Origin of the sequence: [Clostridium] celerecrescens 18A (assembly GCF_002797975.1) — a bacterium.
Lineage (GTDB): Bacteria > Bacillota > Clostridia > Lachnospirales > Lachnospiraceae > Lacrimispora > Lacrimispora celerecrescens.
Genome location: NZ_PGET01000001.1, coordinates 162570 through 183960, shown reverse-complemented (window position 1 = coordinate 183960; position 21391 = coordinate 162570). Strand labels below are relative to the sequence as shown.

20 protein-coding genes are annotated in these 21391 nt (G+C 45.4%); 2 read left to right on the top strand and 18 right to left on the bottom strand.

Going from position 1 to position 21391, the window contains the following annotated elements; all coding sequences use genetic code 11:
• Nucleotides 1–6: 6 nt before the first annotated feature.
• From H171_RS00905 to argC, 10 genes are all read right to left on the bottom strand, one after another.
• Nucleotides 7–939, bottom strand: coding sequence for an ABC transporter permease (locus H171_RS00905; RefSeq protein ID WP_100303473.1), 933 nt, complete (start codon nt 937–939; stop codon nt 7–9).
• Between the two features lie 14 nt (nt 940–953).
• On the bottom strand, nt 954–1985 hold the full coding sequence (locus H171_RS00900) for an ABC transporter permease (protein ID WP_100303472.1): 1032 nt from the start codon (nt 1983–1985) through the stop codon (nt 954–956).
• Nucleotides 1982–3499 (bottom strand): ABC transporter ATP-binding protein, encoded by a 1518-nt coding sequence (locus H171_RS00895; protein ID WP_166433658.1) that lies wholly within the window; start codon nt 3497–3499, stop codon nt 1982–1984. Before H171_RS00895 ends, H171_RS00900 begins: the two co-directional genes overlap by 4 nt.
• Nucleotides 3500–3638: 139 nt before the next feature.
• Nucleotides 3639–4766 carry a BMP family lipoprotein gene (locus H171_RS00890; RefSeq protein WP_100303470.1) on the bottom strand — a complete coding sequence of 376 codons (1128 nt, stop codon included), beginning with the start codon at nt 4764–4766 and terminating at the stop codon, nt 3639–3641.
• A gap of 414 nt (nt 4767–5180) precedes the next feature.
• A complete protein-coding gene (locus H171_RS00885) occupies nt 5181–6380 on the bottom strand; it encodes an aspartate aminotransferase family protein (RefSeq protein ID WP_100303469.1) in 1200 nt (399 codons plus the stop codon).
• The gene (gene argB / locus H171_RS00880) at nt 6355–7266 is read right to left on the bottom strand and encodes an acetylglutamate kinase (RefSeq protein ID WP_100303468.1); all 912 of its coding nucleotides are present in this window, start codon (nt 7264–7266) and stop codon (nt 6355–6357) included. The genes H171_RS00885 and argB overlap by 26 nt, the downstream gene beginning before the upstream one ends.
• A 123-nt stretch (nt 7267–7389) precedes the next feature.
• Nucleotides 7390–8613: a bifunctional glutamate N-acetyltransferase/amino-acid acetyltransferase ArgJ gene (gene argJ, locus H171_RS00875; RefSeq protein WP_100303467.1), complete on the bottom strand. Its 1224-nt coding sequence runs from the start codon at nt 8611–8613 to the stop codon at nt 7390–7392.
• A gap of 1 nt (nt 8614) precedes the next feature.
• Nucleotides 8615–9007, bottom strand: coding sequence for an ACT domain-containing protein (locus H171_RS00870; RefSeq protein WP_100303466.1), 393 nt, complete (start codon nt 9005–9007; stop codon nt 8615–8617).
• 14 nt (nt 9008–9021) lie between these two features.
• Nucleotides 9022–9468: a GNAT family N-acetyltransferase gene (locus H171_RS00865; RefSeq protein WP_100303465.1), complete on the bottom strand. Its 447-nt coding sequence runs from the start codon at nt 9466–9468 to the stop codon at nt 9022–9024.
• 78 nt (nt 9469–9546) lie between these two features.
• Nucleotides 9547–10587 carry an N-acetyl-gamma-glutamyl-phosphate reductase gene (gene argC / locus H171_RS00860; RefSeq protein WP_100303464.1) on the bottom strand — a complete coding sequence of 347 codons (1041 nt, stop codon included), beginning with the start codon at nt 10585–10587 and terminating at the stop codon, nt 9547–9549.
• Between the two features lie 273 nt (nt 10588–10860).
• Between argC and H171_RS00855 the strand changes: the two genes are divergently transcribed.
• On the top strand, nt 10861–12087 hold the full coding sequence (locus H171_RS00855) for an argininosuccinate synthase (RefSeq protein WP_100303463.1): 1227 nt from the start codon (nt 10861–10863) through the stop codon (nt 12085–12087).
• 74 nt (nt 12088–12161) lie between these two features.
• On the opposite strand, the gene H171_RS00850 is transcribed toward H171_RS00855, so the two are convergent.
• The 6 genes from H171_RS00850 to nifS form a co-directional block, all read right to left on the bottom strand.
• Entirely contained in the window at nt 12162–12635 is a 474-nt protein-coding gene (locus H171_RS00850) for a GNAT family N-acetyltransferase (RefSeq protein WP_100303462.1), read from the bottom strand.
• Nucleotides 12636–12682: 47 nt separating this feature from the next.
• On the bottom strand, nt 12683–13573 hold the full coding sequence (locus tag H171_RS00845) for a patatin-like phospholipase family protein (RefSeq protein ID WP_100303461.1): 891 nt from the start codon (nt 13571–13573) through the stop codon (nt 12683–12685).
• Nucleotides 13574–13707: 134 nt separating this feature from the next.
• Complete coding sequence (locus H171_RS00840) at nt 13708–14847, bottom strand: N-acetylmuramoyl-L-alanine amidase (RefSeq protein ID WP_100303460.1); 1140 nt, start codon at nt 14845–14847, stop codon at nt 13708–13710.
• A complete protein-coding gene (mnmA, locus tag H171_RS00835; RefSeq protein WP_100303459.1) occupies nt 14844–15923 on the bottom strand; it encodes a tRNA 2-thiouridine(34) synthase MnmA in 1080 nt (359 codons plus the stop codon). The genes H171_RS00840 and mnmA overlap by 4 nt, the downstream gene beginning before the upstream one ends.
• A 47-nt stretch (nt 15924–15970) precedes the next feature.
• The gene (gene nifU, locus H171_RS00830; RefSeq protein WP_100303458.1) at nt 15971–16408 is read right to left on the bottom strand and encodes a Fe-S cluster assembly scaffold protein NifU; all 438 of its coding nucleotides are present in this window, start codon (nt 16406–16408) and stop codon (nt 15971–15973) included.
• Between the two features lie 69 nt (nt 16409–16477).
• Nucleotides 16478–17662, bottom strand: coding sequence for a cysteine desulfurase NifS (gene nifS / locus H171_RS00825; protein ID WP_100303457.1), 1185 nt, complete (start codon nt 17660–17662; stop codon nt 16478–16480).
• Between the two features lie 229 nt (nt 17663–17891).
• Between nifS and H171_RS00820 the strand changes: the two genes are divergently transcribed.
• Nucleotides 17892–19442, top strand: a complete 1551-nt coding sequence (locus tag H171_RS00820) for a polysaccharide biosynthesis protein (protein WP_100303456.1) — start codon at nt 17892–17894, stop codon at nt 19440–19442.
• Between the two features lie 174 nt (nt 19443–19616).
• Here the strand turns inward: H171_RS00820 and H171_RS00815 are convergent, their stop codons facing one another.
• Together H171_RS00815 and H171_RS00810 are read right to left on the bottom strand one after the other, a co-directional pair.
• Nucleotides 19617–20360 (bottom strand): ABC transporter permease, encoded by a 744-nt coding sequence (locus tag H171_RS00815; protein ID WP_100303455.1) that lies wholly within the window; start codon nt 20358–20360, stop codon nt 19617–19619.
• Nucleotides 20347–21309, bottom strand: a complete 963-nt coding sequence (locus tag H171_RS00810; protein WP_100303454.1) for an ABC transporter ATP-binding protein — start codon at nt 21307–21309, stop codon at nt 20347–20349. Before H171_RS00810 ends, H171_RS00815 begins: the two co-directional genes overlap by 14 nt.
• Nucleotides 21310–21391 lie beyond the last annotated feature (82 nt).

The following is a 21391-nucleotide window of genomic DNA, read 5'->3' as shown; positions in this document are numbered from 1 at the left end:
CTCCTTTTAAGCTTTTGCTAATGCACTCTTTTTCTTCTTCTCCCTTGCCATTTTAGATGCCATGGATACTGCCAGGGTGATTATGGTCACCACATAAGGCATCAAAAGTACCAGCTGGGACGGCACTCCGTAAGCCTGAAGCCTGGCACCTATGGAATCTGTCAACCCGAACACCAGACATCCTGCCGCAGTCAGGATTGGGTGGGCTCCTCCGAAATACATAGCCGCCACTCCCATAAATCCCCTGGCATTTGTCATATTCTCCGTAAACATTTTGCTGTATCCCAGGGACAAATGGGCTCCTGCCAGGCCTCCGATCAGGCCCGATATGGCTATGGCCCGGTATTTCATGGAATTAACATTAATTCCTGCCGTCTGTGCTGCCATTGGAAACTGGCCTACTGCCCTTAAGCGAAGGCCCCAGACCGTTTTATAAAATACAAACCAGACCAGTATAATCAGTACAATAACAAACCACTCTGTGATGCACCAGTTGTCAAAAATCTCTTGCAGAAATGGGACTTTAGCCAGAAATGGAAGACTGACTCTTGGGATCGCAATGATCCCCGGTTCTGAAAACGTACCGCTTTTTCCCAAAACGCTGTTTAAAAGAAACTTGGTGATCGCCAGTGCAAATAAATTGATGCCCATGCCGATGGCACAGATCTCCGCTTTATAACGGATATGGCCTACTGCCATGATCATGGCCATAATAAGTCCTGCAATCATGGCAACTACGACTCCCAAAAACCAGCTTCCTGTTAAATAACTGACCGCTACTGCCGCAAATGCACCGGTCAGCATGATTCCTTCCGTTCCGATATTTAAAATATCTGCCTGCTGAGTGATGGCTGCACACAAAGCCGCATAAATAATAGGCGTGGCAGAACGAAAGGTTGCATATATCAGGGATACACTGAAAATTTTTCCTAAATCCATAGTCCTGCCTCCTCCTATTTGCTCTTTTCCTTTTTATTTTTCTTATCCTTAAACTGAAACAACAGCTCCATGGTTGCCACAATAATAAAAACTGCTGTTATGGTGTCAACAATCGATTTTGGTACACCGGTACTCTGCTGCATTCCCATGGCTCCTGATTTTAACACCGCCAGGAAGAAGGACATAAAGGGTGCAAAAACCAGATTGTTTTTAACGATCAGAGAGGCCAGCATGCCGTTGGAACCAAGCCCAGCCGCAAAATTATTTAAGAAATAACCGTGAACACCCAAAACTTCAATGCAGCCGGCCATACCGCCCAATGCTCCGCTGAGCATCATAGATTGTATAAATATTTTCTTGGGACTGATGCCCACATACTCCGCATGTGATGGGTTGGTTCCCACTGTTTTTACCTTATATCCAAAAGTAGTCTTGTTTAAGACCCAGATCATAAGAACCACTGTGATAAGGGCTATGAAAAGTCCCGCATTAACACTGCTCGGCTTCATAAACTGAGGCAGGTTCACAGTCACCGGCAGAGACTGGGCATTGGCCACGCCTGCACTCATGGGGCCGCTGACCAGATAAGAGGTTATGTACAGAGCTACGCTGTTCATGAGAATGGTCACACAAACCTCACTCACACGGTAATAAGCCTTCAGCACAGCTGGAATAAGTGCCCACAATGCTGCCACTGCCATGGCTCCCAGAAAGCAGACGATTAAGAGGAGAGGAGCCGGAAGAAATGTCCAATTGATTCCGATATATGCGGCAGTAATGCCTCCCAGAAACACCTCACCTTCCACTCCAACGTTGAATGCTCCCGCTTTTGCCGCGACCGCAAACGCACAAGAGGTGAGGAGAAGGGGTGTAAAGCTGGCCAGGGTGGTTCCAATCTTGAGTTTCCCGTTAAATGCTCCACGCAGCAGCGCCCCATAGGCCTCCAGGGGATTTTCCCCGATAAATAGGATAAATAAAGCACCGATCGCCAATGCAAGCAGCATGGTAAGTAAAATTTTCTGTATGCTCTTTACCGCCACATTCATGTTGTACTTCCCCTTTCTTCAGCCGATGCAGTTCCGCCCATCATCAATAATCCCAGATTTTCCTCGTTGGCTTCCTCTGCTTTCAGCCTTCCTGTTATCCTGCCTTCGTGCATGACGACGATCCGGTCTGAAAGGGACAAAATTTCCTCCAAGTCAGCAGAAACCAGTAAAACTCCCATTCCCTTGGCTTTGACCTCCTGAAGAATTTTCCGGATGGATTCAATGGCTCCGATATCAACACCTCTGGTAGGCTGGGATGCAACCAGAAGCTTCCCCCCAATAGAAACTTCCCTTGCAACCACGACCTTTTGTGCATTTCCACCTGACAGGGACTGGGTAGATATCTCCGGATCTCTGGGACGGATGTCAAAAACCTCAGACAACTTTTTAGCATATTCCAGCGTTTCCATATCATTTCGTACGACGCCCCGGCAAAATGGAGTTTCCCCTACCTGTACGGCTATGAGGTTTTCCTTGATGCTCATGGACCGGTTTAAGCCCCTTGTATTGCGATCTTCCGGAATATGGGACAATCCGGCCTTCCGGATCTGCTTTGGACTAAGGCCCGCTATCTCTTTTCCGTCTAAAAGCACGCTTCCTTTCTCAACCCGCCTGAGTCCTGCGATTGCCTCAATCAACTCACTCTGTCCGTTTCCATCGATTCCCGCTATACCAACGATCTCTCCCTCCCGGACATCCAGTGATACTCCCCTGATCTTTGAGATCTCCTTTTCTCCGGAAACCCATACATCCTTTACTTCCAAAACCTTTTCCCCCGGCTTTGTCTGGGTTTTTTCAATATTTAAAAACACTTCTCTTCCGATCATCATTTTAGCAAGCTCTGCCGGGGATGTCTCTTCCTTATATACGCTTCCAATATAATTTCCCTGGCGCATTACGCTGATGCGGTCGGAAATCTCCATGACCTCATTCAATTTATGAGAGATAAACACCAGTGATTTTCCATCTTTTCTTAAATTCTGAAGAATTACAAAAAGCTGTCTTGTTTCCTGGGGTGTCAGGACTGCCGTAGGCTCGTCCAGAATGATCACATTGGCTCCCCTGGTTAAGGTTTTGATGATCTCCACCCTTTGTGCCTCACCCACTGATATCTGATTGATCTTCTTCCCTAGCTGGATATCCATTCCATACTGACTGATATACTGTTCCACCGTCTTTCTGGCCTTATCAAAATCAATGGTGATACCACGGCGTGGTTCAAATCCCAGAATAATGTTTTCTAATACCGTCAGTTCATTGACCAGCATAAATTCCTGATGCACCATTCCGATGCCTTTTTCAATGGCAATTTTAGGAGAGATGGATGGGATATGATCTCCATGGATCCGGATGCTTCCGTCATCAATGGGATACATACCGTAAAGCAGCTTCATCATGGTGGACTTTCCGGCTCCGTTTTCTCCGATCAGAGAATGGATCTCACCCTTTTTTAAGGTGAACTGCCCGTTCCTTACTGCATGAACATTTCCGAATGATTTTACAATATCCTTCATCTCAATTACATATTCGCTCAAACTTTCACCCTCTTCTTTATGTTAGTAGCCGTCTCCCGCACCTTATGATTGTAAAATGGTTTGGAAACCCGAGGGGAATCAGGAAATCCAAACCATTCTGCATTCTTTTCAATTCCTGCTATTTATTTGCACCGAAACCGGTATAATTCTCTACAACTATTTCCCCGGAAACAATCTTCTCTTCCAGTTCTTTTACTTTTTCTACGATATCTTCAGGGAATTTATCTCCCAGGTGCTCTTTCATTACACTGAAATCGGTCAGGCCGACACCTTCTTCCTTTATGGTCAGATAAGAAGTGGAATTTCCCTTAAATGTACCTTCAACCACTGACTGGATTGCCAGATAGCAGGCTGTGTCCACACGCTTTACCATAGAGGTCAGTACGCTTCCCGGCTGGTCATTATCCTGGTTCAAATCCACACCTATGGCATATTTTCCTGCTTCCTTTGCTCCTTCCAGAATTCCTGGGCCTGTACCGGAAGCGACGTTCATTACGATATCCGCTCCCTGATCAAACTGTGCCAGAGTCAGCTCCTTACCCTTTAACGGATCGTTCCATGTTCCTGCAAAAGACTGAAGAACCTTAATATCCGGGTCTATGTATTTCGCTCCCTGCTCATATCCTGTAAAGAAATCATGAAGAACCGGAATATCCATTCCTCCTACCCAGCCAATGATCTTGTCCGGGTTTACCCCTTCAATATCTGTTTTCTGGGTAAACATGGCTGCTGCCGCACCTGCCAGGAAAGAACCCTGATTCTGTGCGAAGCTGATGGATACGATATTATCGCCTTCCACCGTGGTGTCGATAATCGCAAATTTTACGTTCGGATAGCTGGCACAATGCTCTTTCATATACTCTTCAAAGTTAGAGGAAGAGCAGATAACAAGATCATAACCGTCCTCACAGGCAGATAAAAAGTTTGCCTCCCATTCTTCTGCAGATGTACCCTCCAGATTTTTAATTTCCACTCCATAATCTGCGGCAGCCTCTTTTGCCCCCTCATTGCAGGAATCATTATAGGACTTGTCCCCTAAATTTCCGGAATACACGATACATACCCTTTTTCCGGCTCCTGCCTTTTCCTTTCCTTCCCCATTCTCTGATGCAGCCTTTGCAGTTGTCCCTGCGGTTGCCTCTACCGTCTTACCGGCCTCTTTTGCTGCTCCTGCCCCGCCGGAACAGCCGGTCAGCGATACCGCCAGTGCTGCCGTCATCAGAATGCTCAAAACTCTTTTTTTCATTGAAATACCTCCTTTAAAAATATAGTGTAAAAGGATACCATTTTACTCTTATTTTGGTAAAACGTTTTTCCTTTTTGTCAAAAAATAAAACAGCTTCTTTATCTGTATTTTCTTAAGCCAATACTACCATCCTCAGAAAGAGATGTCAAGTACTATTGCACAGAAAAATATTTTATTAAACAGCTTTCTTATATCGTTTTTACAATTCCTTTCTTTGCTCTTATTGATAAATACATATATATACCACATAATCATCTTTATATCGTTCATTATTTGTTATAATTTATAAACAATAGGGAGACAGCCAGATGACAATCAAGAAAATCAGTATTGAGACGGGATTATTGAAGATGTGAGTGCAGACTAAAAAAGCCGGAGCCATCAGAATTACTTCTGAAAGCTCCGGCGAAAATATTATAGCTGACTCTTAAGCACTGCCTCCAACTTCTCCACCATTTCATCCACATGCTCTTTTTCGATCACCAGCGGAGGGACAAAGCGAATAACATTCGCCCCGGCGCTGATGAGCACCAGCTTTTGCTCTAGAAGTGCCTGGCTCACAATGGGAGCAACCGGCACAGAGAACTCCAGGCCCTGGATCAGCCCGATTCCTCTCTGTGAAGTTATCATATCGTACCGGTCTGCCAGAAACTTAAGCTTCTTTGAAAGATACTCTCCCATTTCCTTTACATGATCTACGATCTTCCTCTTTTCAAACAGTTCCAGCACCTTAAACGCCGCAGCTGTCACAAACGGGTTACCGCCGTAGGTGGTTCCATGGTCACCGGGGGACATGGCTGTTGCAGCTTTTCCTGCAGCCAGGAATGCTCCCACTGGCACGCCGTTTCCCAAAGCCTTTGCCACGGTCATTACATCAGGCTTTACACCGTGTTTCTGCCAGGCGAACATGGTACCGGTCCGCCCCATTCCACACTGGATCTCATCAAGAATCAGCAGCATGTCATGCTCATCACAAAGTGCTCTTATACCCTTTAAAAATTCCTCACTGGCCGGATAGATGCCCCCTTCTCCCTGAACGGTTTCCATGATTATGGCGCAGGTCTTATCATTCAGCAGTTTCTTCACACTGTCCAGATCATTAAAATCAGCAAACTTAATTCCCGGAAGCAAAGGCTTAAAAGGTTTCTGGTAATGATCATTGCCTGTTACGGAAAGAGCTCCAAGGCTCCTGCCGTGAAAGGAATGTTTCATGGCAATGATTTCGTGGTCATGGCCCCCGTCCTTATTGTAAGCGTATCTTCTGGCTATCTTTAAAGCCCCTTCCACCGCCTCCGTTCCGCTGTTAGTAAAAAACACCTTATCCATGCCCGAGACCTTTAAAATAAGCTCTCCCGCTTCCACAGCCGGGACATTATAAAATAAATTGGAGGTATGAAGAAGCTTATCTACCTGCTCCTTTAAGGCTTCATTAAATTCCGGGTCATTATAGCCCAAACCCATGACAGCGATCCCTGCTCCAAAATCCAGATATTCCTCTCCATCCGTGTCATAAAGGCGGACACCGTCCCCATGGTCAAAAACAATAGGAAAACGGTTATAAGTCTTATAAATCTCCGATTCTGCTTTCTCAATGTATTCCTGCTTGCTTCGCATGATAAAAACGCTCCTCTCCTGCACTCATTATGGCCGTTCCGATTCCCCTGTTCGTGAATATTTCCAAAAGCAGGCAATGGGGAATCCGTCCATCCATGATATGTACCCTGGATACTCCCTGCTTCATAGCATCAATGCAGTTTTGAAGCTTAGGGAGCATACCTCCCCCCAGCATCCCGCTTTCCACAAATTCCTGCGCTTCAGTCATGGACATTTCGGAAATAAGGGATTCCTTATTCTGAAAATCCTTATAAACGCCCTCAACATCTGTCAAAAAAGCCAGCTTCTCCGCTTCCATAGCCGTAGCAATGGCACAGGCCGCATCATCGGCATTGATATTATAGGTTTCAAAACTCTCGTCAAAGCCCACAGGGCAGATGATGGGGAGAAAATCCTTTTCCAGTAAATCATATATGATTTGCGGATCCACCTCCGTAATATCTCCCACAAAGCCAATGTCCTCTCCGTTTGAAAAGCGCTTTTGGCATTTTAACATCATGCCATCCTTTCCGCTGATTCCCACAGCTTTTATCCCCAGTTCGTTAACCATCTGCACCAGGCTTTTGTTGACCCGGTTAAGCACCATCTCTGCAATCTCCATAGTAAGCTCATCGGTAACCCGGAGGCCATTGACAAAATGAGGCTCCATGCCTGACTTTTCTACCCACCTGCTGATTTCCTTTCCCCCGCCGTGTACAATGATTGGCTTGAAGCCAACCAGCTTTAAAAGCACAACATCCTGAATGACCTGCTTTTTCAATTCCTCATCCACCATTGCGCTTCCGCCGTATTTTACTACAATGATTTTGCGGTTGAAACGCTGTATATATGGGAGGGCTTCTATCAATACCTCTGCTTTTTCCATAATGCTATGATCCAGTTGCATATAAATTTCTCCTTTCCTCTTACCTGCCTGTTTTCCGGCAGAGCCCCCGCCGTATACCGGACGTAAAGGGTTACCTGTAAGGTGTTTCCAGCCTGCGCTTTTGATATACAGATATTCCTCTTCTTATGAGCGGTAATCCGCATTGATCTTCACATAATCAAAGGTCAGGTCACATCCCCATGCCGTAGCTGTGGCTTCCCCCAATTTAATATCCGCAGTTGCTGTCACTTCCGGTTCTGATAAGATCCTGGTGGCTTCCTCTTCACTGTAGGAAAGGGCGACTCCGTTTTCAATGATTTTTAACTTTCCCGCAGCGCTTTCAAAATACAGGTCCACCTTCTCCGGATCAAACACGGCCCCGGAATAGCCCATGGCACAAAGGATCCGGCCCCAGTTGGCGTCATGGCCGAAAATAGCGGCTTTGGTCAGGCTGGAGGTGATCACTGATTTTGAAAGTGCCACCGCCTGTTCCTTTGTTTCCGCTCCAACGATTTTCACCTCAAACAATGCGGTACAGCCTTCCCCATCGCCTGCCATTTTCTTTGCCAGAGTTTCATTAATGAAATTAAGCGCTTTGCAAAATGCCTCATAATCCTCGTTCTTTGACTGGATTTCCTCATTCCCCGCCATACCATTTGCAAGAAGGAGCACGGTGTCATTAGTGGAGGTATCCCCATCCACGGAAATCATGTTATAGGTGTCTTTGATGTCCTCTCTTAAGGCTTCCTGCAAAAGCTCTTTGGAAATAGCCGCATCCGTGGTTACAAAGCTTAACATGGTGCACATGTCTGGATGAATCATACCAGAGCCCTTGCACATGCCGCCCATGGTGATGGTCTTTCCTCCGGCTTCAAATTGAACCGCAACTTCTTTCTTTACCGTATCTGTAGTCATAATGGCTATGGCCGCTGCCGTCCCGCTTTCCTGGCTGCTGTCAAGTTCCGGCACCATGGCTTTCACGCCAGCCACAATGCGGTCCATAGGAAGCTGTTTCCCGATCACTCCGGTGGACGCCACCAGCACGGAACTGACGGGGATAGAAAGACTCGCTGCTGCCGCCTCTGCTGTTTCCATACAGTAACGAAGTCCTTCCTCTCCGGTACAGGCATTAGCAATGCCCGCATTGACAACAACTGCCTGGGCGCAAGTGGAATTCTCCACAACGACCTTATCCCATTTTACCGGGGCTGCTTTTACAATATTGGTGGTAAAGGTTCCTGCTGCCTTACAGGGCATCTCGCTGTAAATCATCGCCATGTCTTTTCTGTCTTTATATTTAATTCCCGCTGCTGTGGATGCAGCCTTAAATCCTTTTGCCGCGGTTACTCCGCCGTCTATCTGCTTCATATCAGTTTTCCTCCTTTGTTCCTGTGACCGTATACCCTGCGGCCTCCAGATGATTCAAAGCCTTTTCGTAATTCTCCTTTTTCACAAGAATGTAATCTGTATTAAATGTAGATACTGCAAATATTCCGATTCCATGATCTGCCAGTACCGTTGATATTTTCGATAATATCCCAATGAGGGAAAAATCCAGGATTCCTTCTATACGGAATGCCAGAAAACCATCCTCACGCTCTATCGCATTTTCAGGTACTGAGGAAGTTTCGCATACCAGAGACAGCTCCTCGTCTGTCTTACCCAGAAACCAGAATCCGGAGGTCATGTCAAGTGTTAAAATATCCGATGGACCAGACAGCTTGCATACGGAAAATTCTACAGATATTCTTTTTAAATTCATCTCATTTTCCTCACTTAATCAACAAAATTTACGGAATTAACTTCAATTAGGTCAAAATCGTAATAATTAATATCATTGCGGTATGTCCAGCCGGACTTGCTCCAGAATTCATTTCCCACAGCATTGGACTTAAAAGCAATTAGGTTTACCTTGCTGATCCCTTCTTCTTGCAGCCGTTTCATTGCATCCAGAGCCATTTTTTGTCCAACCCCCTTCTGTCGGTATTCCTCAGCCACACAAACATGATACATACAGCCCCGCCGTCCGTCATGCCCGCATAAGATGGATCCGATGATGTTTCCATCCTCTTCTGCCACCACGCTGGTCTGGGGATTTCTCTTTAAAAACTTTTCCACGCCTTCCTTTGAATCGTCTATCGTTCGGATTCCAAATCCTTTGATTCCTGTCCATAGCTTATGTACCTGGTAATAATCCTCCAATGTCATGGTACGAAGTATCATATATACTCTCCTTATCCCCTTTTATATCGTGCCTATTGCATGATGCAGTTGTTTTTTCCTGGCTCAGACTCGTAAACCTTACGGGAACAAAGGGATAAGCTTAAGCCCTTTATTCTCCGGAAGTCCAAACAAAATATTCATATTTTGAACCGCCTGTCCTGCGGCTCCCTTTACCAGGTTATCCATAGCACCCATCATGATTACCCTGTTAGTTCTAGGATCAATCTTGAAATTCACATCCACAAAGTTGCTTCCTTCCACCCATTTGGTCTGGGGAACCACATCCTTTTCCAGTACCCGTACAAAGGTTTCTTTTGCATAATATTTATCATAGACCGCCTTTACTTCCTCATAAGAAACTGACTTGGTAAGAGCCGCATAGGACGTTATGAGAATGCCCCGGTTCATGGGTACCAGATGAGGGGTAAAGCTTATGGTGACCGGCTGGCCAGCCCCATAAGATAACTGCTCCTCAATTTCCGGTGTGTGTCTGTGAACGCCAACTCCGTAAGCCTTGATGTTTTCATTGACCTCACAGTATAAATGATCCACCTTAGCTCCTCTTCCGGCACCGGAAGTCCCGGACTTGGCGTCAATGATGATTGTGCTGGGGTCTATGAGTCCTTCCTTTACCAAAGGATAAATGGATAAAGTGGAGCAGGTAGGATAACAGCCCGGATTGGCAATGAGTCTGGCATTTTTAATTTTCTCCCGGTTGATTTCCGGAAGCCCGTAGACTGCTTCCTTTATAAACTGAGGTGTCTTGTGCTCCATCTTATACCATTCTTCATAGACAGCCACATCCTTGATCCGGTAATCTGCGCTTAAATCTATTACCTTTGTCTTATTTAAAATCTTCTCATTCATAAGAGATGCGCAAAAGCCCTGAGGCGTTGCCGTAAAAATCACATCTGCGATTTCTGCCAGGGTCTCCGCATTTTCATCCCGGCAGGAATCGTCCACAATTTGAAACATGTTTTGGTAAATGGAAGCGTATTTCTGGTCTACATAGCTTTTTGATCCGTACCATAGGATCTCTATATCATCTCTCTGTAGCAAAAGCCTTGCAAGTTCGCCGCCTGCATATCCGGTGGATCCTATTATTCCTGCCTTAATCATATTCATCTCTCCTTATATTTTTTCATAGGTCATCTGTTTTTAATTTCTTCTGGTTTCTGGCATTTTATACCTTATTTATACAGACTCTTCCGTTAAAAAGAACGCCTTTCCAGGTTTTTCTATTACTGATAATTCATAATTATACATTGATAACGCATATTATGCAAGTTTTTTTTATATTTTTTATTTTACCCTTGCATTTTTCATGGTTTAGGTGTATATTTATGAAAGTTCAATGAAAAAAATCCATTTAAAATCGAGGAGGATCTATAAATGAAAGAGAAAGTTATTTTAGCTTATTCCGGCGGTCTTGATACCACAGCCATTATCCCGTGGTTAAAGGAAAATTTTGATTATGAAGTAATCTGCTGCTGCATCGACTGCGGCCAGGGAAATGAATTAGACGGTTTGGAGGAACGAGCCAAATTATCCGGTGCTACCAAATTATATGTTGAAAATCTGGTTGATGACTTCTGCGACAATTACATCATTCCATGTGTGCAGGCAAATGCAGTTTATGAAAACAAATACTTATTAGGAACATCCATGGCACGTCCGGCCATCGCAAAGAGGCTGGTGGAAATCGCAAGGAAAGAAGGCGCTACTGCCATCTGCCACGGCGCTACAGGAAAAGGAAACGACCAGATCCGATTTGAGCTGGGAATCAAAGCTCTGGCTCCTGATTTAAAGATCATTGCTCCATGGCGTATGACCGATGTATGGACCATGCAGTCCCGCGAAGATGAGATCGAATACTGCAAGCAGCACGGAATCGACCTTCCTTTCTCCGCTGACAACAGCTACAGCCGTGACCGTAACTTATGGCACATCAGCCATGAAGGCCTGGAACTTGAAGATCCGGCAAACGAACCGAACTATGACCATTTATTAGTACTGGGCGTATCTCCTGAAAAGGCTCCGAATGAAGGGGAATATGTGACCATGACCTTTGAAAAAGGCATTCCTACCAGCGTCAATGGGGAAAAGATGAAAGTTTCTGATATCATTGCCAAATTAAATGAACTGGGCGGCAAGCACGGCGTGGGCATCGTGGATATCGTGGAGAACCGGGTTGTGGGAATGAAATCCCGCGGTGTTTATGAAACTCCCGGCGGAACCATCCTTCTTGAGGCTCATCAGCAATTAGAGGAATTGGTCTTAGACCGTGCTACGATGGAAGTGAAGAAAGATATGGGCAATAAATTTGCACAGATCGTTTATGAAGGAAAATGGTTTACTCCCCTGCGTGAAGCAGTTCAGGCATTTGTGGAATCCACTCAGAAGTATGTGACCGGAGAAGTAAAGCTGAAGCTTTATAAGGGTAATATCATTAAGGCAGGAACCACTTCTCCTTACTCCTTGTACAGCGAGTCCCTGGCTTCCTTTACAACAGGCGACTTGTATGATCACCACGACGCAGATGGCTTCATCACTCTGTTTGGACTTCCGTTAAAGGTTCGTGCTATGAAGATGCAGGAAATCGAAAAAACTAATAAATAAGTGAGAAAAAGGACGTACACAGATACATGTTCTGTGTACGTCCCTTTTTATGGCTATGTAGCTAATATCTAAAGTTAATCCGCCAGCTCTTTAAGAGCATTGCCGGCGATCCGGTAAACCGTCCAGTCCTCCATTGGCTCTGCTCCCATGGAGCGGTAAAAATCAATGCTGGGTTTGTTCCAATCCAGGCACCACCATTCCAGCCTGCCGCAGCCCCGTTCCACCGTGATCTCCCCCAGCTTCTTTAATAATGCCTTTCCAATTCCAAAGCCTCTGTACTCTGTATTTACGTACAAATCTTCCAGATAGATTCCGGCTCTCCCTAAAAACGTAGAAAAGTTATGGAAGAACAATGCGAATCCAACCTCTCTTTCATCAGCCAGGGCAAAGATTACCTCAGCTTTCTGCTTATTAAAAATCCAATCTTCCAGCAGTTCCTCTGTGGCCACCACTTCATCAAGCATCTTTTCGTATTCTGCCAGTTCTTTAATAAATTTCAATATTAGAGCCGTATCTTTTCTTTCAGCATATCTGAATGTCAATTCCATTTCTCTTCCTCCTGATCGTAATCTGTTTTTATAGAATACTATAAATCCTATCTTATTTCCAGTACCCGCCTGATCCTGGGAATCATTTTTTTTGTGTAAATATAGCCGTTTTCCATACACTCTTCCATGCATTCAAAGGTCAAAAGTCCTGCACCTTTTGGCATGGGAGGCTTTAACAGAAGGATCTCACCTCTGGAACGGCAGTCCTTAAGCTCCCGGCTCATAATAGAAAAGGAATGGAATGCAGTCTCAATGATGGAATAATCGTGAGGCATTTCATAGTCTTCTCCAATATCCACCGCAATGACTCTTGTTTCCCCTGCCGCGATCAAAAGGTCTACAGGAAGATTGTTCGTCACACCCCCATCCACCAAGAGAAAGCCATTCATCTGCCTTGGCCGGAATACGGCTGGAACTGAGGAACTTGACATCATGATATCACATAGAGGTCCGCTCCGCTCCCATTTCACATGCTCCTGTCTTAATGCGGAAAGGGGAATTTCTTGTGCAAACATGTTTGTAAAGGCTACCGTATCCCCGCTGTTAATATCCACAGCCGGAACCAGCAGGCCCTTGCAGCAGTTTCCCTGTATCTCCATCCCATCTGTTAAATCGCAGAGAAAACGCTGTAGCCGGTTCCCTTTTATAAGCCCTTGAAGCGTTGTCTCCCTTCCAGTCAGGAACTGGGGAAGAAATAGGGCAATTCCTAAAATATCCGGATCGATCATGCTTCTGCCATGTTTTATCAGCCACCGCACCGTTTCCCTCATATTTCCTATTGTCATGCCTGCTGCATAAAGCCCTGCGACAATGCTTCCGGCACTGGCCCCTGCTACCCTGTCAGGAAGAAGTCCTGCTTCTTCCAGTGCCGATAAAACTCCCACATGAGCTGCTCCCCTGGTTCCGCCACCTGCCATCGCCAGTCCATAATCTGCCATGCTTCCATTCTCCTTGTTACTCAGCCGCATTTCAGGAAAATGTATGCCATTTCTTTTTCATTTATGCCTAGTCCGTCAAATGCAAAAAAGAACAGGCTTTGAGTCAGGCTCAAAACAACTGTTCTTCTTTGATTTTATTTATAATATGCATCAATTCCGTCGGCAATCCCTTTTACGATCTTATCACGGTATTCCTCGGTAGCCATCTTCTTATCTTCGTCTGCATTGCTCATGAATCCCATCTCCACAATGGTCACCGGTATATTACACCAGTTGATGCCGCTCATGGAATCCGTCTCCTGCACTCCCCGGTTCTTAAATCCGGTCTGATTGCAGATTCCATTCACAACAGCCTTGGAAAGAGCCTGGCTCTTGCTGTATAAGTTTCCGTTGTAAGGATTCTTAGCCGTCTGGCACATGGTAAGAGCTCCCTGAACGCTGCTGTCATTTAAGGAATTGGCATGGACCCGGACGAAGATATCCGCTCCGCTTTTATCCGCCATCTGGGCACGTTCTGCATTGCTGATGTTTACATCATGGGTTTCCCGGATCATGTAGACCTGATAACCCCTGTTTATAAGCTCCTGCTTTAGCTTTAAAGAAACCGCAAGAGTGAGCTGGTATTCCGGGATACCGGTTGCCGTTCCCTGGGTACCGGAAGCCACCTTTGCCTTCATCTCAGAAGAGCCTGGCCCGATGGGTTCCTTTTCGGAATTGCCCTTTGCCTGATGGCCTGCGTCAATGGCAATGATCTTCCCCGTCCCGTTTCCGGAAACAGAAGGAGCAGTGCTCGCCGTCTCCTGTACCGGCTTGTCTTTTGACACGTACCGGGAGGAAATATAGCATTCCTTGTCCTTATAAACTACCCGGCTCCAGCTATCACTGGATCCGGTCCGTTTAAGAACAGCTCCCTGATCAAGCTTGTCCAGAATCTCTCCGTCAGCAGAAGGAAACTTTCTTATATTTACCTGGGACCCGGTAACATAAACGGTCTCATCGGCCGCCTCAAAAGAAGGAGCTGTCTCCATGGTCACAGTAGCTTCATGGGAGCTTGTCTCCGCCGATTTTCCGGTCTCAGTTTCTCCGGTTTTATCGTCTGCAATGGATACGGGAGCCGTTTCTTCTCCCTCCTCCTGGCCTAAACCGCCCTGTGCTTCTTCCAGAGCAGGTGCTTTAACTGCTTCATATTTCCTTGCGCAGCCTGCAAGCATAAATGTGCAAAGAAGGATAGAGGCCAATAACAGCCAACCGAGACCTTTTCTTAAATTTCTCAAATTATGGTTCCTCCTCCGACAACATAGTCTCCATCATAGAATACCACGGCCTGCCCAGGAGTGATGGCCCGCTGAGGTTCGTCAAACTTGCATTCCACCACTCCATCCTCCACCTCCTGTATGGTACACATGGCGCCTTTATGGCTGTAGCGGATCTTCGCCGATACCCGCATGGTGTCTCCATGAAGTCCGGGAACTGCCATCCAGTTAATATGGTTGGCCCGAAGGGTATCTGAATAAACGTCATCGCCTGTTCCGATCACCACTTCATTGGTTTCAGGCCGTATCTCCACCACAAAAACAGGGCGGCCCATGGATAAGTTAAGCCCTTTTCTCTGTCCTACGGTGTAATGGGTAATTCCCTTGTGCCTGCCGATAACCTGGCCGGAAAGATCCACAAAGTTCCCTTCCGGCGCTTTTTCTCCTGCACTTTCTTCAATGAATCCCGCATAATCATTATCCGGAATAAAGCAAATCTCCTGACTGTCCGGTTTATGGGCAACCATCAGGTTGATCCTGTCCGCGATCTCACGGATCTGGTCCTTGGAATAAGCTCCTACCGGCATTAAGGTATGGGCCAGCTGGTTCTGCGTCAGATTGTAAAGGGCATACGTCTGGTCCTTTGCCGCTGTCACGGACTTCTTTAAAGCATATCTTCCGCTTGGGAGCTTATCAATTTGGGCATAATGGCCTGTGGCAATAAAATCCGCCCCGATATCCAGGCTTCGCTTTAAAAGAGACTCCCACTTGACATAACGGTTGCAGGCAATGCAGGGATTGGGCGTACGCCCCTTCTGGTATTCTCCTACAAAATAATCAATGACCTGGGATTTGAATTCCTCTTTAAAATTCATGACATAATAAGGAATCTCCAGGTCCCAGGCTACCCGCCTGGCATCGTCCACGGCACTTAAGCCGCAGCAGCCTCCGTTTTCCTCCTGGGTCCCGGTATCCTCATCCTGCCATATCTGCATGGTAACACCTATGACTTTATACCCCTGTTCTTTCAGGAGCCATGCTGCCACAGAAGAATCCACACCTCCAGACATTCCTACTACTACTTTCCCTTTGCTCATAGCTTTATGTTTCCACTTTCTAGCCGGATAAGCAAAAGCCCGGCATCTTAATATTCTTCTTCCACTTCTTCCTCGCCGATATCGGACTTGGGTTTCTTTAAGCCCTCAATCTCAAGTCCGTTTTTCTTTGCATAGTCCCATAAAGCAGCGTGAATTGCTTCCTCTGCCAGCAGGGAACAGTGCACCTTTACTGGAGGTAATCCATCAAGTGCTTCACAGACTGCCATATTTGTCACAGCCATGGCCTCCTGAACGGATTTTCCCTTTACCATCTCTGTAGCCATGCTGCTGGTAGCGACCGCTGCTCCGCAGCCAAAGGTTTTAAATTTCACATCACGGATAATCTGATCTTCATCTATATCCAGATAAATTCTCATAATATCGCCGCACTTGGCATTTCCTACGGTACCCATACCGCTGGGGTTATCAATTTCCCCTACATTTCTTGGATGCTCAAAATGATCCATAACTTTTTCTGTATACATAATTTATTTTCTCCATTTCAAGGTAATCAATCTGCTTTGTTTCTGGCCGCCAACAGGCGGTGCTTTGAATTATTTCGCCTGATGCTTGATATAATCCTCATAAAGCGGGGACATACTGCGCAGTTTTTCCACGATCTCCTTAATGGATTCCACAACATAGTCCATCTCTTCCTTTGTGTTGCGCTCATCTAAGGTCAGACGAAGGGAACCATGGGCGATTTCGTGAGGAAGGCCAATGGCAAGCAGCACATGGGATGGGTCCAGGGAACCTGAAGTACAGGCAGAACCGCTGGAGCCGCATATACCTTTCATATCCAGCATAATCAGCAGGGACTCTCCTTCAATAAACTGGAAAGCAAAATTTACATTATTGGACAGCCTGTTTTTCCTGTGTCCGTTAATTCTTGTAAAAGGAACCTCTGCCATAACCCGGTCCATCAGATAATTCCGCAGCTCACATTCCTTATTTGCTCTATCGTCCATACCTGCAACCGCAAGCTCCACAGCCTTGCCAAAGCCTACGATTCCCGGCACATTCTCTGTTCCTGCACGGCGTTTTCTCTCCTGTGCACCTCCATGAATGAAGGAACGGGACTTGATGCCGCTTCTGATATAGAGAAAACCAATGCCCTTGGGTCCGTTGATCTTATGGCCGCTGGCACTGAGCATATCGATATGGTACTCATCCACATTAATGGGCATATGGCCAAATGACTGGACCGCATCTGTGTGGAATAATATTCCCCGTTCTTTTGCAATCTCTCCGATTTCTTTGATCGGTTCTATGGTTCCTATCTCATTATTAGCAAACATAATAGAAATGAGGATGGTGTCAGGGCGGATCGCTTTTTTAAGCTCCTCCAGCTTTATAACCCCATTTTCATCTACATTTAAATAGGTTACATCAAAGCCCTGCTTCTCCAAATACTCACAGGTGTGAAGCACGGCGTGGTGTTCGATTTTACTGGTGATGATGTGTTTTCCTTTTGAAGCATAAGCCTCAGCAGTTGCAATCAGTGCCCAGTTATCAGACTCTGAACCGCCTGCCGTAAAATAAATCTCGTTTGCCTTGGCTCCCAGAGCGTTTGCAATGGTTTCTCTGGCTCCTGAGACGGCCTTTTTCGAGATGCCGGAAAACTCGTATACGGAGGATGGATTTCCATAATACTCCGTAAAATAAGGCAGCATGGCTTCCACGACCTCTGGCCGCGTTTGGGTAGTCGCTGCATTGTCAAGATAAATCAATTGCTTCATAATTGTTAGTTCCGCCTTTCTGTAGTCCTAAAGTTAAAAGCTTCATCTACAAATTCTATTATACACACATTTCCTAGAATTTCAATAGGAATGATTCTCATTATAGTTACAGTTCTGCCATGCATAAAAATTTGTACAATCGGAGTTGGTATAACTGAACTGCAACAGATGTCATGAACAAGAAACCCTTTCCATATATTTATAATAATTCTCATTTTCAGGAGATTGCATGAATGATTCTCTGAAATTTCCCCGAAAACTTTCGCCAAGAAAATATGCGCTTCTCACCGGCACCCTTCTTTTGACTTCTGCCGGGCTGATCACCCGGTTGTTAGGCTTTTTTTACCGGATTTTTCTCTCACGGACCATTGGCGCAGAAGGACTGGGAATCTTTAACCTGATCCATCCGGTGTTTGGCGTCTGCTTTGCCTTATGTGCCGGTTCCATTCAGACCGCCATATCCCAGTCCGTAGCCGCTAATGTGAGAAAAGGCCGTTCCATTTTCCGAACCGGCCTTGTTATTTCAGTGGCTATTTCCATGATCCTGGCATATGCCATCATCCGGTTTAAGGACTTCCTGGCCGTCAATATCCTGATGGAACCCCGCTGTGCCCCTCTTCTTCTCTTTATTGCGGTATCCGTCCCCTGTGCGGCCATTCACGCCTGTATCAATGGTTACTATTATGGTATGCAGCGCCCTCATGTCCCGGCATCTGCTCAGGTGATCGAACAGTTTATAAGAATCGGAGCCGTGTTCCTCATTGCAGATATCATGATAGAATCCGGGATTAAAATCACTGTCCAGCTGGCAGCCATGGGGCATCTGATAGGAGAAATTGTCTCTTCTCTTTATACGATTACGGCCTATCGCTTTTTTTCACCAAAAATGCCCGAAGGCGTCACAGCGGTTGCTTCTTCCTTCCATGAAACTGCTCCCGGGCTTATGCACCTGGCAATGCCTCTTATGGGGAACCGCCTGGTCTTAAATATCCTTGCAAGCGCTGAAGCTATCCTGATTCCCAGCAGACTGCAGATGTCAGGACTTTCTGATTCAGGGGCATTTTCCGTATACGGTGTTTTAACCGGAATGGCTTTGCCCTTTATTTTGTTCCCTTCCACCATTTTTAATTCCCTGGCCGTTCTTTTGCTTCCAACGGTAGCCGAGGCCCAGTCAGAAGGGAACGACCGGAGGATCGGTGATGCCATTTCCATGTCACTGCGTTACTGCCTGTATGTGGGAATCCTGTGCATCGGAATCTTCACCCTGTTCGGTAATGACTTGGGCGTCAGCGTATTTAAGGATAATACCGCCGGAACCTATATGACCATTTTAGCATGGCTTTGTCCCTTCCTCTATCTGGTGACCACCATGGGAAGTATTTTAAACGGCCTGGGGAAAACCTCTGTCACCTTTGTCCAGAACGCCATAGCACTGTTAATGCGTTTAGGATTTGTTCTCTTTGGTATTCCCAAATATGGGATCTTAGCCTATCTGGTGGGAATGCTGGCAAGTGAGCTGCTCCTGGCTATGATGCATGTACTGACTCTGCGGAAAAAAGTCGATTTTGTGTGGAACGCTTGGGATATGATCCTAAAGCCTGCGGCCCTGATGGTACTCGCCATTGGTATCTACTTTGCGGTGTTTTCCGTAGCAGATCCATTTCAGAGCATGCCATTATTTATAAAAACAGCATTCCATATTACTATATTAAGCATTTTCTATCTGGTACTCCTCCTTGGTGCCCATATTATGAAAGGGGATAAATCCAGGGACCTATAAGGATCAGATGATTCCTTTTATGAGGATTTACATGTACATAATAGAAAAGTAAAAACGGACTGTCAAATGGCAGCCCTTCGTATAACAGTATTGTATCAGTTTTGAACGTGTGGCGTAGCGTATAGCTACGCCATTTTTTTATCTGTTGGCCTTTCCCAATGTTTTAGAAATAAATCAATCACTATCTTTTTTTAAAGAATAGACAGCTGCAATAAAGCTGATTGCACCTAGAACAAGAAGAAGCCCTCCCGTATAATACAATTGAAACCAATCAATTATTGTTCCTTGTACCAGCATTCTAAGACTATTAACAACATGGGTGAACGGGTTAATCATTGCTGCTATTCGGAATCCCCCCTGAAGCTGCTCAAAAGGCATTAATGCCGAACTGACAAAAAACAACGGCAAAGTGAATGTATTTATAAGTGCAATAAAAGAGTTTTCGTCTGGCAGCGTAAGGCTGATGGTATAAGAGACAGCTGCCACAAATACCACCGCAAGAAACAGCAATACTGCTATGGAAAGTATTCCACTTATTCCGGAAGCAACTCGCACGGACATTAGAAAAGCAATGCCCATTAAAATTGCAATTTGGATAAATGACAGGACAGCGGCATCTAAAATATGAGCAAGTATAACAGAGCTCCTTCTCACGGGGGAAATCATAATTCGGTAGAAACTGCCTCCTGTTTTCAGGGAATAATTGGCGATTCCGCTTACGCCGGAGCTGGACAGTACACCCATGACCAAGATGCCGGGGAGGATAAAAGCAGTGTAATTTTCTTCTGCTTTACCTCCGTTAAATATAGTGCTGAACAATAAAAGCCAAATGAGCGGCTGAACCAATGTCATAATAATAGTTACCGGATTTTGAAAGCGCCATTTTATGCTTCTCCAAAAAAGATTATAAGTTTGCATAGCGAACACCCCCTTCATTTTTTCGTGTAAGAGACAGAAAGATATCATCAAGGCTGGGTATTACAACTCCAATTGAGGAGTAATAAATTCGTTTGTCTGACAAGAATTGATTCAGAGTGTAAAAGTCCTTTTTCGCGTCATACGTATTTGCATAAATGGTATTTTGCTCTTGTCGTATTCCTTTTACAAATGGCAGATTTAAAATCTGCGTCACTATTTCCTGCTGCTTTTCTGGATTATCCAAATCAATACGAACAATATTTTTGCGGGTATGTTCCCGTAAATGTTCCGGTGTATCCTGTACCAGTTCATGTCCGTCCTTCATAATACATACCGTATCACTTAACATATCGGCTTCTTCTAAATAATGAGTTGTGAGAAAAACGGTTGTACCAAACTGTGTTTTGATTGTTTTAATGACTTCCCACATGGCTTTTCTTGATTCAATATCCATTCCTGCCGTTGGTTCGTCAAGAAATAGAATCTTGGGATATGACATCATACTCATGGCAATATCCAAACGCCGTTTTACACCTCCGGAATATGCTGTCACCTTGTGCTTTTCATATTCTTTTAAAAGAAATGCAGCAATAAGAGCGTCCATGCGCTTGGTAGCAGTCATTCTGTCCAGCTTGTGAAGCCGGCTTTGAAACAGCATGTTTTCCCGCAGGGATAAGTGATCGTCAATGGATACCTTTTGAGCAACGCAGGAAATATCGGCTCTGACAGAATTCTGTTCTGTAATCACATCATGACCTAGAACTGATACCAGCCCGCTTGTAGGTTTTAAAAATGTTGTCAGGATATTAATTAGTGTCGATTTACCTGCTCCGTTCGGCCCCAGCAAAGAAAATATCTCTCCTGTTGAAACTGAAATGCTTACATTGTCAAGCGCCTTTTTACCGCTTGCGTACTCTTTTGATAGATTATTAACTGAAATAGCCTCCAAATCTATACCTCCTTTTCTCTTTGTACTAAGCGTACAGTATCGTACGATGCTAGAGTCAATAGACATAGAAGAAATTTATAAG

Bases quoted from the DNA above. Each gene is read 5' to 3' on its own strand.
- H171_RS00850 (WP_100303462.1), bottom strand. From the start codon at position 12,635: ATGGAATTGACATTCAGATATGCTGAAAGAAAAGATACGGCTCTAATA.
- H171_RS00905 (WP_100303473.1), bottom strand. From the start codon at position 939: ATGGATTTAGGAAAAATTTTCAGTGTATCCCTGATATATGCAACCTTT.
- H171_RS00855 (WP_100303463.1), top strand. From the start codon at position 10,861: ATGAAAGAGAAAGTTATTTTAGCTTATTCCGGCGGTCTTGATACCACA.
- argB (WP_100303468.1), bottom strand. From the start codon at position 7,266: ATGCAACTGGATCATAGCATTATGGAAAAAGCAGAGGTATTGATAGAA.
- H171_RS00885 (WP_100303469.1), bottom strand. From the start codon at position 6,380: ATGCGAAGCAAGCAGGAATACATTGAGAAAGCAGAATCGGAGATTTAT.
- H171_RS00820 (WP_100303456.1), top strand. From the start codon at position 17,892: ATGAATGATTCTCTGAAATTTCCCCGAAAACTTTCGCCAAGAAAATAT.
- nifS (WP_100303457.1), bottom strand. From the start codon at position 17,662: ATGAAGCAATTGATTTATCTTGACAATGCAGCGACTACCCAAACGCGG.
- H171_RS00895 (WP_166433658.1), bottom strand. From the start codon at position 3,499: ATGAAGGATATTGTAAAATCATTCGGAAATGTTCATGCAGTAAGGAAC.
- H171_RS00900 (WP_100303472.1), bottom strand. From the start codon at position 1,985: ATGAATGTGGCGGTAAAGAGCATACAGAAAATTTTACTTACCATGCTG.
- H171_RS00845 (WP_100303461.1), bottom strand. From the start codon at position 13,573: ATGGCAGATTATGGACTGGCGATGGCAGGTGGCGGAACCAGGGGAGCA.
- argC (WP_100303464.1), bottom strand. From the start codon at position 10,587: ATGATTAAGGCAGGAATAATAGGATCCACCGGATATGCAGGCGGCGAA.
- H171_RS00865 (WP_100303465.1), bottom strand. From the start codon at position 9,468: ATGATACTTCGTACCATGACATTGGAGGATTATTACCAGGTACATAAG.
- mnmA (WP_100303459.1), bottom strand. From the start codon at position 15,923: ATGAGCAAAGGGAAAGTAGTAGTAGGAATGTCTGGAGGTGTGGATTCT.
- argJ (WP_100303467.1), bottom strand. From the start codon at position 8,613: ATGAAGCAGATAGACGGCGGAGTAACCGCGGCAAAAGGATTTAAGGCT.
- H171_RS00890 (WP_100303470.1), bottom strand. From the start codon at position 4,766: ATGAAAAAAAGAGTTTTGAGCATTCTGATGACGGCAGCACTGGCGGTA.
- H171_RS00815 (WP_100303455.1), bottom strand. From the start codon at position 20,360: ATGCAAACTTATAATCTTTTTTGGAGAAGCATAAAATGGCGCTTTCAA.
- nifU (WP_100303458.1), bottom strand. From the start codon at position 16,408: ATGTATACAGAAAAAGTTATGGATCATTTTGAGCATCCAAGAAATGTA.
- H171_RS00870 (WP_100303466.1), bottom strand. From the start codon at position 9,007: ATGAATTTAAAAAGAATATCTGTAGAATTTTCCGTATGCAAGCTGTCT.